Consider the following 14,021-nt stretch of genomic DNA (forward strand, 5'->3'; position numbering starts at 1 on the left):
ATAGCTATTATTGCTACAGCTATGACTGTCAGCCCTATAAATGCATAAGAAAAGACGATAAAACGGGCGAGCTAAAGCCGCTACCGGAAGATAGTGGCCTGGTTGCCTTGGTAGCGGCTGTGGCTCAATCGAATCAGGACATCGTGCAGGGTTTCAAGGACTTCAAGGAAAGCCTTTCCAAAAGTGCTCACCACTAAAAGTCCTTCAAAAGAGAAACGCATGAGAAAAGGCGACACACTAGCCGGCAGCGCCGGACGAGCCCGCCGCGGTACACTTGGTCATCTACCCGGGGATCAGGTTCATGGAGGCGGTCGGGCTGCTGAGCGTGTTCACCCACGCCAACCAGCACCTGAGCGCGCGGCGAGGCGCTTCACTAAGCAAGCCCGGCGATGAAAGGCGTTTCAGACGCCCCCTTTCGGGGCGCTGAAGAAGTGATACATCTCGGCCACCGTCTCCGGCGACACGTCCCGGGTAATGAACACGAATCGCGAGATCCGATCGCTCACGCTCGCTAGAGGGAGCTCCGCGGGCGGGTGGAAGATCTGCTGGACGCCGTGGATCGCCAGCGGCGCCTCGCGGTCGGTCAGGTGCACGACCGCCTTGATGCGCAGCATCCGCTCGCCCATTAGCGACATCAAAATATCCAGCCAGCTCTCCAGCGTGTCCGGGTGGATGCGCTCCTCCACGCTGAAGCAGAAAGATTTGATTGAATCGTTATGGTGGGCGGTATCGGACAACGGCTGGCGGCTTAACGAAATAGCAGTGCCGGCGTGCCCCGCGGCGGGCTCGATCGTGTAACGCCCGGCCTTGAGCCACTGCTCGACCCGGTAGCCTTCTTTATCAGCGTAGAGCCCGGCGTCCACCAGCAGGCTCGCCGAGAGCTTGCCGTCCACTACCTGCCACTGCTCGGCGGTCGGGTTGAGCCGCGCAAGCTGGTGGGCAAGCGTGGACACTACCGCCTCATCAGCCAAATCGGTTTTAGTGATCAAGAGCTTATCCGCCACGGCCACCTGCTGGGTCGACTCATCATGAGCGGCCAGGGTCGCCGCACCATTCACCGCGTCCACGCAGCACACCACGCTGTCGAGCCGGAAGCGCTGCACCAGCCAAGTGTCGGTCATCAACAGCTGCAAAATGGACGTCGGTACCGCCAGGCCGGTGGTTTCGATCACCACGCGCAAGGGCGCAGGCTTGCCCTGGGCGTCGAGGTCATCAAGCGCCTCGCGCAGCGTGCGACTCAAGTCACCGCGCAGCGTGCAGCACAGACAGCCGCTGCTCATCTCGACGACGGCCTGCTCGTCGCTTTGGGTAATGAGCTGATGATCGAGACCGATGTCGCCGAACTCGTTGATGACCACCAGGGTATTGCGCATGGAAGATTGCCGCACCCAGCGGTTGAGCAGCGTGGTCTTCCCGCTACCCAGAAAACCGGTGAGCACGTTGATGGGGATGCACGAAGGCGCGGTCATGGCGGCTACTCCCAACGCGTCTTGCGGTAGTGGTTTTCCTGTTGTTCCTGGCGCTCCTTGGCCTCGATACAGAGCCGGGCCGTGGGCCGGAACAGCAGCCGGGCAATGCCGATGGGTTCGCCGCTCTCCTCACAATAGCCGTAATCGCCGCTTTCGATGCGCTTCAGGGCGGCGTCGATGTTGGTGACCAGACGGCTTTCACGGCCGGCCTGGCGCAGCGAAAGCTGCAGCTCCTCCTCGAAGGAGGCCTGGTCGGCCTCGTCGCTGTCGCGCTCGTGGGAAGCAATCGCCTCCTTCACCTCTTTCAAGCGCGCCTCGATTTCTTGGCGTTCATCCAGCAGCCGCTGACGGAAAAACGCCCGTTGGCGATCGTTCATATAGTCACTGTCCGGCATAGCCAGCAGGACTTCCTTGGAGATCGGCGCTTTCGAGCCGGGCTCTACCGCCTCGGAGGCAGCACCGTCCGTGGCTTCAGACGGCTTCTGTACGGGTTCGCTCATGACGCTCCCTTTAAATTTAAAAATGACATTCCGGGTTTGAATCAGGCTGGGTCGATGGTCATCAACAGACGCTTTTCCTGGCCATCGAGGGCCGGGCTTCGGTGCACCAGGGCGCGCTCTTCGCACCCGACCCAGCCGCTGCCCTTGACCAGTGCGATGTCGCCGCTCGAAAGCCGCTGGATAGCCCCCGGGTCGGTGATAATGTCCGGACGTTGTGGGTGCGGCGCCCCCAGGCCGGCTCGATTGATGGCGTGCTCCGGCAGCCATTCACTGCCCGGCCCCACGTAGGTCGTCACCAGGCGCACGGGCAGGTTGTCGCAGTGAAAGCGTGGGCACATGGCGCTGGTCAAGAGACGCAGACGAACGCCGACCGTCTCGGTCTCGAACAAAAAGGCGATGGCCGACGCCACGGTGGTGATGTCCTCGATCAGCGCCTCCCCCGCTTGCGGGGCGGGCAGGTGGCGGCGAAGATCAGCGGCAAAGGCGTCATCGACCGCCCCCAGCCAGTTGAACTGCCAGGCGCGCTCGGTCCGGCACTGCGCCTGGGCGCTGAGGGTGATATCCGCTGGCAGCGCCCGCTGGAGAATGGCGATGTTGATCGCGTCCTCGAAGATGCGCGGCAGCACGCTGATGTCGTCATTCGCCGCGGCGTGGGCGGGCATGGATACGTCAGAGGCGAGTCGTGGAGTCATGAGAATCTCCCGAGAGGGTGACAAAAGAGAGCGCGGTGTTAAAACCGCGCCTTCAAACGATGAGCGAGGCGCCAGCCCTGGCTTGCAAGCGTGGCCAGCACGAACAGCACCGCGGCGAGGGCGACCATCGTCGGGCCGGTGGGTGTGTCGGCCACGTAGGCCACCTTGAGCCCGCCGGTCACCGCGATGAGTGCAGCGGCGATAGCGCCAGCCGCCATGGCCTCCGGCGTGCGGCAAAACGGCCGCGCCGCCGCCGCCGGAATGATCAGAAGCGCGGTGATCAGCAAAACGCCCACCACCTTCAGCGCCACGGCCACCACCACGGCCAATGCCAGGGTCAGCACGAGCTGCTCGCGGCGCGGGTCGATGCCGCTTGCGTGGGCCAGCTCGTCGCTCAGGGTGGCCATCAAAAGCGAAGGCCAGCGCCAGAATAAAAGAGTCAGCACCAGCGCAGCGCCACCGCCGATGACCCACAGGTCGGCCTTGCCCACGGCGAGAATGTCGCCGAACAGGTAAGCGCTCAAGTCGATACGCACCCCGGAAAGAAACGACACGGCGACCAGACCAAGCGCCAGCGCCGAGTGGGCGGCGACGCCGAGCAGCGTGTCCATGGCGTAGCCCCGGCCGCTGAGCAGCGAGACACTGCCGGCCATGAGCAGGGCTACGACCAGCACCCCGGCAAAGATCGAGATATTCATCAAAAGCGCCAGCGCTACGCCGAGGATGGCGGCGTGGGCGGTGGCATCGCCGAAATAAGCCATGCGTCGCCAGACCACGAAGCAGCCAAGCGGGGCGGCTGCCAGGGCCACCAGCGCGCCGGCGAGCGTCGCCCGCACCATGAAGTCATCCAGCATGGGCGGGCGCCTCGTGATGATGGCGGTAAAGCGCAAGCGTTCGGGCGGTTTCTTCGCCGAACAGCGCCTGGTAGTCCGGCGAGACCGCCACGCGCTCGGGCTTGCCCTCGCAGCAGACCGTGCGGTTCAAACACAGCACGTGGTCGGCGGTGCGCATCACGACGTTCAGGTCGTGGCTGACCATCAGCACGGCGCACCTGTAGCGCTCCCGCACGGTTTCGATACGCTGGTAGAACTCGGCCGTGCCACGCTGATCGAGCCCCTGGGTGGCCTCATCGAGAATCAGGATGTCGGGCTTGACCAGTAACGCCCGCGCCAGCAGCACACGTTGAAGCTGCCCGCCGGAGAGCGTGCTCATCGACGCCTTCAATAAATGCCGAGCGCCAGCCTCTTCGAGCGCCTGGTCCACCTCGCCTGGATTATGGCGACGCGGCAGGTCGATGAAGCGCTTGACCGTCATGGGGAGTGTCGGGTCGAGGTGAAGCCGCTGCGGCACATAGCCGAAGCGTTGGTTCGGGCGCACCTCTACCCGACCCGAGGCGGGCTTCACCGCTCCCACCAACGCCTTGACCAGGGTCGACTTCCCGGAACCATTGGGGCCGATCAACGTGACCACCTGGTGTCGATAGAGCGCCAGATCAATATCCTGCAAGACGAGCTCCCCGCCGAACCGGACGTTCAGCTGGGAGACGGTCACGAGTGCGTCGCTCTGTGCGTGTTGAGCTAATCCCATGGATAACCATCGCTTTATGTGTATTTGTTATGTTATAACATATAATACAGATATTGGCGACTGCCATCATCGATGAATGCCTCACCCATCACTCACGCGTCACTCGTCAACGACGAGCGTTTACAGGAGCACAGCATGCAATCAGCGCGTCTATCATGGTCTCTTTTGGCGGCTTTCCCTCTCGCCGCCGCCGCGGATGTCCCAAGCGTAGCGGTGGACATTCCTCCGGTTAATTCGCTGGTCGCCACGGTCATGGGCGAACACGGCACGCCGGCGCTTTTCATCCAGCCCGGCGCCTCGCCCCACGGTTACTCCCTGCGCCCCTCGGAGGCGCAAACTCTGGATGACGCCGATCTGGTGGTCTGGGTGAGCAGCGACCTGACGCCCTGGCTCACCACGCCGATCGAAAACCTTGCCAGCGATGCTCATCACCTCGAGCTCTTGAACGCCCCCGGCACCACCACGCTCGAGTACCGCGACGGCGCCACTTTTGCCCTCGACGACAGCGACGGACACGACCACGCTCATGATCATCAGCACACGCATGACCATGACCATGACCATGAGCACGAGCACGAGCACGCCCATGATCACGCACACGACCACAGCCATGAGGGCACCAACCCCCACGCCTGGCTTTCGCCCGCCAACGCCCGTCAATGGCTGAGCGTGATCGCCGAGCAGCTTGGCGAGCTCGACCCGGACAACGCCGACGACTACCGGGCAAACGCCGAACGCGGTCGGGAAGCGCTCACCGAGCTGCAGGCGAGGCTGGAGGGGCGCCTGGCCGAGCACCTGGATACGCGCTACATCGTCTTCCACGACGCCTATCAGTACTTCGAGGAGGCGTTTGACGTGCCCGCCGCCGGGGCGATTTCCCTCGGCGACGCCTCCTCGCCGAGCCCGGCGCGTATCGAAGCGCTACAGGCGCTGGTGCGCGATGAAAACATCCAGTGCGTGTTCAGCGAGCCCCAATTCAATGCACAGCTCGTCGACAACGTCTTCGGCGACACCTCGGCGTATATCGGCGTACTCGATCCGCTGGGGGTCGGCTTGCCGGTGGGCGAGACGCTTTATACAGCGCTTTTGGAGCAAATAGCCGAGGAAATCACGCGTTGCAGCGCTTCGCTTTAAACACTCGACCTGCGTGCCGACTGCCCACTCGGCACGCGGGGAATGCACTGTATGAAGAGGGCTATCTAAAGCGCTGCCGCCAAGCACCAAGGCGGCAGAGAGTCGCCCCCCATCTACGCCCCGGCGCCCAAGTATGATAATTTTGGTAATTCATCATACTCTTCAAGACTTTCGAGGTAGCCGTGCGCGCAGCTCTTGGTGCCCTGTTGGCACTCTCTTTAACCCTGGGGCTTACCGGTCAGACTCAGGCGCAAACACGCCTCAATTTCTCATGGCCGAGCAACGTGGGCCCCTTGAACCCGCACGGCTACACGCCCAATCAGATGTTCGCTCAATCCATGGTGTACGAGCCGCTGGTAAAGTATCAATCGGATGGGTCGGTGGCGCCCTGGTTGGCCCGCTCCTGGGAGGTCTCCAAGGACAAGCGCACCTACACCTTTCAGCTGCGCGACGACGTCACGTTCTCCAATGGCGAGCCCTTCGATGCGGCGGCGGTGGTGGCCAATTTCGAGGCGGTGCTCGCCCATCCGGCCCCCCACGCCTGGCTCGAGCTCGTCAATCAGATCGAGCATGTGCGCGCGCTCAATGATGACACCGTCGAGCTGACCCTGGCCGAGCCCTACTACCCGGCACTGCAGGATCTTACCCTGCCCCGCCCTTTTCGCTTCGTGGCACCGTCACAGCTCGATGACAGCACAGGTGGCGTCCTGGCGCCGATCGGCACGGGCCCCTGGGTGCTCGACGAGACGCGCCTGGGCGAGTTTGACCGCTTTGCGCAAAACGAGCACTACTGGGGCCAAACGCCGGGCTTCGACGAGATCGATGTCCGCGTGATTCCCGACCCCAACACCCGCGCCATCGCGCTGCAAACCGGCAGCGTCGATTTGATCTACGGCGCCGAAGGGCCGGTTTCGCCGGACACTTTTCAGCGCCTGGCCGATAGCGGGCGCTACACCACCGCGCTTTCAGAGCCGGCCGAGACGCTGATGCTGGCGCTCAATAGCCAGCATGGTGCCACACGCGAGCGCGCCGTACGCCAGGCGATCAATCACGCGGTGGATAAAGCCGGCATTGTGGAGAGTGTGTTCTACGACACCCAGCGCGCTGCGGATTCGCTGTTTGCGCCAGGCGTGCCCTACGCCGATGTGGACCTGCCCCCTTATGACTTCGATCGCGCGCTCGCCGCCGAGCTGCTCGACGAAGCGGGCTGGACGATGGATCGTGGCGTGCGCACCAAAGAGGGTGAGCCGCTGCTCATCGATCTGGTCTTCGTGGGCAACGATGCCGTGGCGAAATCCATGGCGGAGATCATTCAGGCCGAGCTTGGTCAGGTGGGTATTCAGATCCGCCTGATTGGTGAGGAGGAGAGCAGCGTCTATGCCCGCCAGCGCGACGGCCGCTTTGGCATGATTTTCAACCGCACCTGGGGGGCGCCCTTCGACCCGCACGCCTTCATTAGCGCCATGCGCGTGCCCGCCCACGCCGACTACCAGGCGCAGCTGGGCTTGCCGGACAAGGCGGAAATCGATGCGCTGATCAAAGAGATTCTGGTTTCGACAGATGAACAAAACCGCCAGGCGCTCTTCGAGACGCTGCTGACCCGCCTGCACGAGTCCGCCATTTATCTGCCGCTGACCTATAGCAACGTGCTCGCGGTGGCGGACCCGGCTATCGGGGCGATCCACTTCGGCGCCATGCCGGGCGAGATCCCCTTCGAGCGCTTTACCCCGGAGCACGCCGACTAATGGCGGGGTTCATTGCCAAACGCCTGCTGCTGCTGCCGCTATTGCTGCTGGCCGCCTCGGTTCTGATTTTTTTGCTGCTGCGCCTGGGGCCGTCGGACCCGGCGCTGGACTACCTGCGACTTTCCCAGGTGCCGCCGACCGCCGAGGCACTGGAACACGCCCGAGCGGCGTTGGGCCTCGATCAGCCTTTGATCAAGCAGTACCTCGACTGGCTTTCGAGCGCGCTGCGCTTGGATTTTGGCGTCTCCTACGCGACCCAGCGGCCGGTGCTGCCGGATCTTCTTCATTTTCTGCCCGCCACGCTGCAGCTGGCGGGGGCGGCCTTCGTCCTGACACTCGTCGTCTCGATACCGCTGGGGCGCTGGGCGGCGCGCCACCATCACCGCGGGCCGGATGCGGCGGTGCGCCTGATCGCCTTTTTCGGCGTTTCCATGCCCAACTTTTGGCTCGGCTTTCTGCTGGTGCTGCTGTTTTCGGTGACCCTTGGGTGGCTGCCGCCCATGGGTTACGGGAGCATCGCGCACCTGATCATGCCGGTGGTGGCGGTCTCGCTCATGTCGCTTTCGATCAACGCGCGAATGCTGCGCGCCAGCATGCTGGAGGTCGCCGGCCAGCGCCACGCGCGTTACGCCCGCCTGCGCGGTCTCGGTGAGCGCGATGTCGAACGCCGCCACGTCTTTCGAAACGCCCTTTTGCCTATCATTACCGCCTCCGGCATGCATATCGGCGAGTTGATCGGCGGCACGTTGATCATCGAAAGTATCTTCGGCTGGCCAGGCGTTGGCCGCTTCGCGGTGTCGGCGATCTTCAACCGTGACTACCCGGTCATTCAGTGCTTCACACTGCTTCTGGTGGCGATCTTTGTGGTGTGCAATTTGATCGTCGATATCGTTTACGCCTGGGCAGACCCGCGCATTCGCGTCTCCCGCGAGGGGGTGCAATGAACACGACCGCCACGACCGCGCCACGCCGCCAGGGCGGGTGGCGCCAGGCACGCCCGAGCACACGGGTCGCGTTTTTGCTGGTGGCGGCACTGGCCGGCGCTGCGCTATTCGGCGGCTGGCTTTCGCCCTACGACCCCAATGCGGTGGTGCTGGCCGAGCGTCTAACGCCGCCCGGCGCCGCGCACTGGCTAGGCACGGACCACCTTGGGCGCGACATTCTCACCCGACTGATGGCGGGCACGCGGGTCTCGCTGGGCGTGGTGGCCATCACGCTTTCGTTGATGCTGCTGCTGGGGATCGGGGTCGGCGGCAGTGCCGGCTTCATCGGCGGGCGCACCGACCAGGTAATCATGCGTCTGATCGACATTTTCCTGACGTTTCCCACCTTCGTGCTGTCGCTTTTCATGATCGCGGTGCTGGGCACCGGGCTTACCAACGTGGTGCTCGCCATCGCGCTTTCCCACTGGGCCTGGTACGCGCGCATCGTCCGCGCCGTCGTGCTCTCCCTCAAGCACCGCGATTTCATCAGCGCCGCCACCATGGCCGGCGCCAGCCGAACGCAGGTGTTCCTGCGCCACCTGCTGCCGGCCACGTTTTCGCAGCTGGCGGTACTGGCATCGCTGGATATCGGCCACATCATGCTGCACGTATCAAGCCTTTCGTTTTTGGGCCTGGGGGTGGCCGCCCCGACGCCGGAGTGGGGCGTGATGCTCTCGGATGCGCGCCAGTTCGTCTGGACCGAGCCGCTTTTGATGCTCTGGCCCGGGCTTGCGCTGTTTATCAGCGTGATGGCCTTCAATCTGCTTGGCGATGCCCTGCGCGATCACCTCGACCCTCACCTCCACCGGGAGCAGCTATTGTGAGCGACCCACGGCCCCATCGCACCTTGAGCCTTTCGAACATGACCGTCGATGCCCAACAGGAACGGCTGGTGGACGACGTTTCGTTGACGCTGAATCGCGGCGAGGTCGTCGCCCTGGTGGGCGCCAGCGGCTCGGGTAAATCGCTGACCTGCGCGGCGGCCCTCGACGCCCTGCCCGGCGGCGTGCAGAAAAGCGCCGGCCAGGTATCCCTGGACGGCGCGCCGATCGCGGCCTCGCTTTTGCGGGGCCGGGTGGTGGCGTCGATCATGCAGAACCCGCGCAGCGCCTTTAACCCGGTGCGCACGCTCAAGGACCACGCCGAGGAGAGCTTAAAAGCGCTGGGCGTGATCAAAAAGGAGCGCGCCCCGCGTATTCATCAGGCGATGATCGACGCGGGGCTCGACGAGCCTCGACGTCTGCTCAAGCACTACCCTTTCGAGATGAGCGGCGGGATGCTTCAGCGGGCAATGATCGCGCTGGCGCTGGCAAGCCAGGCGCCGTTTCTCTTTGCCGACGAACCCACCACCGACCTGGATAGCGTTCACCAGCGCGCGATTCTCGACCTGCTGGCCAGGCTGCGCGAGCGCTTCGGGCTGGGTCTTTTGCTCGTGACCCACGACATGGGCGTGGTCGCGCGCCTGGCCGATCGCGTGCTGGTCATGGACCAGGGGCGGATCGTCGAAAGCGCGACGGTGGCGACGATATTCAGCCACCCAAGCCACGCCGTTACCCGGCGGCTGGTCGAGGCGCACCTGTCGCTCTACCCGCATTCCGGGGGAGCACCATGAGCTTTTTGGCCACCCAGGATCTGGATCACACCTACGCCCGCCGCGCGCTTTTTGGCAAACGCCCGGCCCCGGTGCTCGAGGCGGTGTCGATGGCCATCGAACAGGGCGAAACGGTGGGCATGGTGGGCCGCAGCGGCTGTGGAAAAAGTACGCTGGCGCGGCTTTTGACCGGATTGGAGACGCCTGCGCGCGGCGCCGTGACCTTTCAGGGGCAGCCGCTTTCGGCCATGACGCATGCCCAGCGGCTGGCGTTTCGCCGCCAGGTGCAGATGGTGTTTCAGGACCCGCAGGGGGCGGTGAGCCCGCGCCTTAGCGTTTTCGAGATCATAAGCGAGCCTCTTGTCCACCTGACCGGGCTCACCCGCGCGCAGCGCGCAGCGCGGGTGGCAACGCTTCTGGACGCTACCGGCCTCGAGGCGCGCATGGCCACGCGCTACCCCTTTGAGCTCAGCGGCGGCCAGCTTCAACGGGTGTGTATCGCCCGGGCACTGGCGCCCCGGCCGTCGCTGATCGTACTCGACGAAGCGGTGTCGAATCTGGATCTACACCTGCAAATTCAGATGCTGGAGCTCTTTAAAGCGTTAAGGCGCGATCAGGGCGTGGCGTTTTTGTTCGTGACCCACGACCTTCGCCTGGTCGAGCGCTTCTGCTCGCGGGTGCTGGTCATGGAGCGCGGTCGCGTGGTGGAAGAGAGCCCCGTCACGGCGCCGCTGGCGCTTGCCTCCCAAGAGGGCCGGGCGCTTTTGGACGCGGTGCTGCCCGCTTTTCCAGCCAAGGCGCCCGCGCCCGGGGAACGACTCGCGCCCGCGACTGTCCTTTAACGGCTACGCCCCATTTTTAAAGGAACTGATCGAATGAAAAAGACCGCTATTTTGCTGAGCCTGGCCGCCGCCCTGACCGCGCAGAGCGCGTTTGCGCAAAATCAGGCGTGCTCCGCCGAGGCCCTGATGGCCGCCAACCAAAGCATGTACGATCAGTTCGAGGCCTATACGGCCAACCAGATGGACCAGGGCCGCAGCATGGAAGAAGTAACGGCGTCCATGGAGGAGATCACCGCGGCGGGTAACGCCGAAGAGGTCATCGAACGCCACCAGGGCGAGCTCGAGATGATGGAGCCGGGCTCTGATCATCAGCCCTCCCAGGCGCTTTGTGACGACATGTACACCATGCTCGACGACATGCAGGCCGAGCTCGACGCGCAACAGTAAGCCCCGCCCTCCTTCCTTGCTTGAAAGCGGTGCCGCCAAACGCGACGGCACCGCTTGAATAACCCCGCCCCTGCCTGCATATCATGTGTCATGCTTGTCTTATCACTTTATCCAGCAGAGCACAGAATTCATCATGTCGATTATTGATCCCCGCACTGGCAACACGCTGTCCGCCGAGCCCACCGAAACCGCACAAACCGGTAGCCCTCAAGGTAACATCTCGCGTGACGACGTCATCATCGAGCTAAGCGCTGCCAATATCCAAAAGGTGCTGGAAGCCTCCGCCCAGGTGCCGGTCGTGCTGGACTGCTACTCGCCGGACAACGAGCCGTGTCTGCAGCTCATGGCGGTGCTCGAAAAGCTCGCCCTCGAATACGGCGGCGCGTTTTTGCTGGCCAAGCTCGACGCCCAGGCCAACCCCGAGATCGCCGCACAGCTTGGCGTGCGCTCGGTGCCGGATGTCAAACTGATAAGCCAGGGCGGCCTGGTCGATAACTTCCAGGGAGCGCTACCCGAAACGGAGGTGCGCGAGTGGCTCGGGCGCTACATTCAGACGCCGGAAAACGCCCCGGCAAGCCCGGAAGAGCAGGCCGAGGCGGCCCTGGCCGAAGGCGATACCGCCACCGCCCAGGAGATCTACCAGGGCCTGATGACCCAATACCCGGAGCACTACGCCTACCAGGTGGCGTTTGCCCGCGTCATGGCCGCCAAAGGCGAGCTCGATGAAGCGCGTAGCGTCATCGATAACCTGCCGCCGGAAGAGCGCGACGCTCCCCAGGCGCGCGGCGTACGCGCCAGCATCGAATTCAGCGAGCAGGCGCTCTCCCATGAGGAGATCGCCGCGCTAGGCGAGCGCGACGACAGTGAAGCACGCTACCAGCGCGCCCTGCGCCAGGTGGCCGACGGCGACTATGACGCAGGGCTCGAAGGCCTTCTGGCGCTGATGAAGAGCGACCGCGCGTTCAATGACGACGCCGCGCGCAAGACCCTTTTGCAGGTGTTCGATGCGCTAGGGGCCGACCACCCGCTGACCGTTGCCTACCGCCGCAAGCTGTTCGCCCTGCTCTACTGATCAGGGCGCGCCCAGCACCGCGTCCAGCCTTGTTAACGCCGCCTCCAACTGCGAGGCGGTCGTGCCGAAATTAAGGCGCACGAAGCCCGGGCAGCCAAACGCGGCCCCGTCGGAGAGCGCGACCCCCGCGCGCTCCTTGAGCGTCTGATAGGGCGACTCCCCAAGCCCCGCCCGGCGCATATCGAGCCAGGCCAGGTAAGTCGCTTCCGGTGCGCTCATCTCGACACCTGGCCAGCGCGCCACGTACCCGGCCAGTGTTTCGCGGTGTCCTCGCAATACGTCGAGCAGCGCCTGGCGCCAGGGCTCGCCTTCTTGGTAGGCGGCTTGCGCGGCCACCAACCCCAGCACGTTCACCTCTGGCAAAAACCCTTTGCACGCCTGGGCGAAGCGCTGGCGCACGTTGGTATCCGGTATCACCGCGCAGGCGCTGGAAAGCCCTGCCAGGTTGAAGGTTTTAGAGGGCGCCCAGAGCGTAATCGTACGCCTTGCAAGCGCGGGAAACAGCGCCGCAAACGGCTGGTGCGTCGCGCCTTCGTCGAGCAGCAAATCGCAGTGTAGCTCGTCAGAGACCACCCACAGATCATGGCGCTCGACCAGCTCGGCGAGCCTTTCAAGCTCCTCCTGGCGCCAGACGCGCCCGGTGGGGTTGTGCGGCTGGCACCACAGCAGCAGGCGCGTTTGCGGGGTAATCGCCGCCTCCAGCGCGGCGATGTCGAGCTGCCAGGGCTCGCCGGGGCTTTCCGGTTCGGCGAGCATCGCCTGCTGAGCAAGGCGTCCGGTACGTTCGGCCACGGCCAAAAACGGCGGGTAAATGGGGGCGACGGTGAGCACGCCCTCGCCGGGCTCGGTCAGCGCCAGGGTTGCAAAGTGAAGCGCGGGTACCACGCCTGGCAGCCAGTGCTGCCATTCGGACTCGATGGGCCAGCCGTAGTGGGCCGCGCTCCACTGACAAAGCGTCTGTTTGAGCGTCTCGGACACCTCGCCGTAGCCGTAAACGCCGTGCTCGACCCGCGCCTGGAGCGCCTCGATGACCGCGGGCGGCGAGTGAAAATCCATATCCGCGACCCAAAGCGGCAATATCTCACTACCGTAGCGGTGCCATTTTTGTGAAGAATAGTCGCCTTCGGGCTGGCGCCGCTCGACAGGCGTGGCAAAATCAAAGGCCATGAAACATCTCACTGATTGCTAAAGGGTATCGATGAGCATGCCGCAAAACGATTTTTACACCAAGGTGCGCGCCGGGCTTGCAGCGCTTTTGCGCCAGTGGCGCTCGCTTGGCCAAGCGGATGCCGATCAGTTGGCGCTCATTTTGGCCGAGACCGCGCGCGTCGCCAAGCTGGGCGCGCCAGAAACAACGCCCAGCGGCGCCGAGCTTACGCAGTGGAGCGGTGACACCCAAGGGAATATGCCGCTTTGGGCACCGCGCACCGCGGTCTTTTTGCTCAACCAGATGCCCGCCCGCCCGGCGCCGCAAAGCGAAGAAGAGGCCTGCGCCTGGGCGTACTGTTGGCTCAAAAACCGCGCGTTCGATTCACGGGAGGCCGCCCAGGCCGCGCTGCCCGGCCACCTGCAGGCGCCGCTCAAGGACGCTCTCGAGGCGGCCTGGCGCGACCAGCAGGGCCTTCGCCTGGTCTAGCGCCGACGTACCGGCGACTTCGGCTTGAAGCCCGCGGGCTTGGTGGCAAGCCAAGCCACGAAAGCACGCGTGTCCGGGTCCTCTGCCAGGGCCTGGACCGAGGGGAAGCGGTCGGCCAGCTCGCGCTCGCTATAAAGTCCATGAATATGCTTGTGGCAAGGGTGGCAAAGCCAGGCGATGGCGGTCAGGCGCACCTCGCGGCTGTAGCGCTTTTTATAGCGCGCCTTGTTATGCAGAGTACGCGGAATGAGGTGGTGTTTGGTCAACGCCGCGGGGCGCTGGCAAAGCTCGCAGGCGTCCGGTTTGTCCGGCGGCGAAAGCGACTGGCCCGACCGAGAAGCAAAGTCCAAAAGGCGCGGCCCTCCAGGCCAGAAATAAAAACC

At 64.1% G+C, this 14,021-nt stretch carries 16 protein-coding genes; 9 read left to right on the plus strand and 7 right to left on the minus strand.

Annotated elements, in window-relative coordinates:
- Positions 1-401 precede the first annotated feature (401 nt).
- From ACWHVV_RS16265 to ACWHVV_RS16285, 5 genes are read right to left on the minus strand one after another with little or no spacing between them, the layout of a single operon-like run.
- Positions 402-1,469 (minus strand): CobW family GTP-binding protein, encoded by a 1,068-nt coding sequence (locus ACWHVV_RS16265; protein ID WP_447927148.1) that lies wholly within the window; start codon positions 1,467-1,469, stop codon positions 402-404.
- A gap of 5 nt (positions 1,470-1,474) precedes the next feature.
- On the minus strand, positions 1,475-1,969 hold the full coding sequence (gene dksA, locus ACWHVV_RS16270; RefSeq protein WP_447927149.1) for an RNA polymerase-binding protein DksA: 495 nt from the start codon (positions 1,967-1,969) through the stop codon (positions 1,475-1,477).
- A 41-nt stretch (positions 1,970-2,010) separates the two neighbouring features.
- Positions 2,011-2,661, minus strand: coding sequence for a DUF1826 domain-containing protein (locus tag ACWHVV_RS16275; RefSeq protein ID WP_447927150.1), 651 nt, complete (start codon positions 2,659-2,661; stop codon positions 2,011-2,013).
- 38 nt (positions 2,662-2,699) lie between these two features.
- Positions 2,700-3,515, minus strand: coding sequence for a metal ABC transporter permease (locus tag ACWHVV_RS16280; protein WP_447927151.1), 816 nt, complete (start codon positions 3,513-3,515; stop codon positions 2,700-2,702).
- Positions 3,505-4,248, minus strand: coding sequence for a metal ABC transporter ATP-binding protein (locus ACWHVV_RS16285; RefSeq protein WP_447927152.1), 744 nt, complete (start codon positions 4,246-4,248; stop codon positions 3,505-3,507). Before ACWHVV_RS16285 ends, ACWHVV_RS16280 begins: the two co-directional genes overlap by 11 nt.
- A 135-nt stretch (positions 4,249-4,383) precedes the next feature.
- Between ACWHVV_RS16285 and ACWHVV_RS16290 the strand changes: the two genes are divergently transcribed.
- From ACWHVV_RS16290 to ACWHVV_RS16325, 8 genes are all read left to right on the plus strand, one after another.
- Entirely contained in the window at positions 4,384-5,382 is a 999-nt protein-coding gene (locus ACWHVV_RS16290) for a zinc ABC transporter substrate-binding protein (protein WP_447927153.1), read from the plus strand.
- A 182-nt stretch (positions 5,383-5,564) separates the two neighbouring features.
- Positions 5,565-7,127 carry a nickel ABC transporter substrate-binding protein gene (gene nikA, locus ACWHVV_RS16295; protein WP_447927154.1) on the plus strand — a complete coding sequence of 521 codons (1,563 nt, stop codon included), beginning with the start codon at positions 5,565-5,567 and terminating at the stop codon, positions 7,125-7,127.
- Entirely contained in the window at positions 7,127-8,071 is a 945-nt protein-coding gene (gene nikB, locus ACWHVV_RS16300) for a nickel ABC transporter permease subunit NikB (protein WP_447927155.1), read from the plus strand. The genes nikA and nikB overlap by 1 nt, the downstream gene beginning before the upstream one ends.
- Positions 8,068-8,934 carry a nickel ABC transporter permease subunit NikC gene (gene nikC / locus ACWHVV_RS16305; protein ID WP_447927156.1) on the plus strand — a complete coding sequence of 289 codons (867 nt, stop codon included), beginning with the start codon at positions 8,068-8,070 and terminating at the stop codon, positions 8,932-8,934. Before nikB ends, nikC begins: the two co-directional genes overlap by 4 nt.
- Entirely contained in the window at positions 8,931-9,722 is a 792-nt protein-coding gene (locus tag ACWHVV_RS16310) for an ATP-binding cassette domain-containing protein (RefSeq protein WP_447927157.1), read from the plus strand. The genes nikC and ACWHVV_RS16310 overlap by 4 nt, the downstream gene beginning before the upstream one ends.
- Positions 9,719-10,543 (plus strand): nickel import ATP-binding protein NikE, encoded by an 825-nt coding sequence (gene nikE / locus ACWHVV_RS16315; protein WP_447927158.1) that lies wholly within the window; start codon positions 9,719-9,721, stop codon positions 10,541-10,543. Before ACWHVV_RS16310 ends, nikE begins: the two co-directional genes overlap by 4 nt.
- A 33-nt stretch (positions 10,544-10,576) precedes the next feature.
- The gene (locus tag ACWHVV_RS16320) at positions 10,577-10,930 is read left to right on the plus strand and encodes a hypothetical protein (RefSeq protein WP_447927159.1); all 354 of its coding nucleotides are present in this window, start codon (positions 10,577-10,579) and stop codon (positions 10,928-10,930) included.
- Positions 10,931-11,063: 133 nt separating this feature from the next.
- On the plus strand, positions 11,064-12,002 hold the full coding sequence (locus ACWHVV_RS16325) for a co-chaperone YbbN (protein WP_447927160.1): 939 nt from the start codon (positions 11,064-11,066) through the stop codon (positions 12,000-12,002).
- Here the strand turns inward: ACWHVV_RS16325 and ACWHVV_RS16330 are convergent, their stop codons facing one another.
- Positions 12,003-13,169 (minus strand): MalY/PatB family protein, encoded by a 1,167-nt coding sequence (locus ACWHVV_RS16330; protein WP_447927161.1) that lies wholly within the window; start codon positions 13,167-13,169, stop codon positions 12,003-12,005. It lies immediately after the preceding gene.
- A 37-nt stretch (positions 13,170-13,206) separates the two neighbouring features.
- Here ACWHVV_RS16330 and ACWHVV_RS16335 point away from each other — a divergent pair, with 37 nt between their 5' ends.
- Entirely contained in the window at positions 13,207-13,638 is a 432-nt protein-coding gene (locus tag ACWHVV_RS16335) for a hypothetical protein (protein ID WP_447929176.1), read from the plus strand.
- On the opposite strand, the gene ACWHVV_RS16340 is transcribed toward ACWHVV_RS16335, so the two are convergent.
- Complete coding sequence (locus ACWHVV_RS16340) at positions 13,635-13,988, minus strand: hypothetical protein (protein WP_447894437.1); 354 nt, start codon at positions 13,986-13,988, stop codon at positions 13,635-13,637. The two genes, ACWHVV_RS16335 and ACWHVV_RS16340, sit on opposite strands and share 4 nt — an antisense overlap.
- Positions 13,989-14,021: the final 33 nt, after the last annotated feature.

It is taken from the genome of Vreelandella sp. EE27 (genome assembly GCF_968206495.1).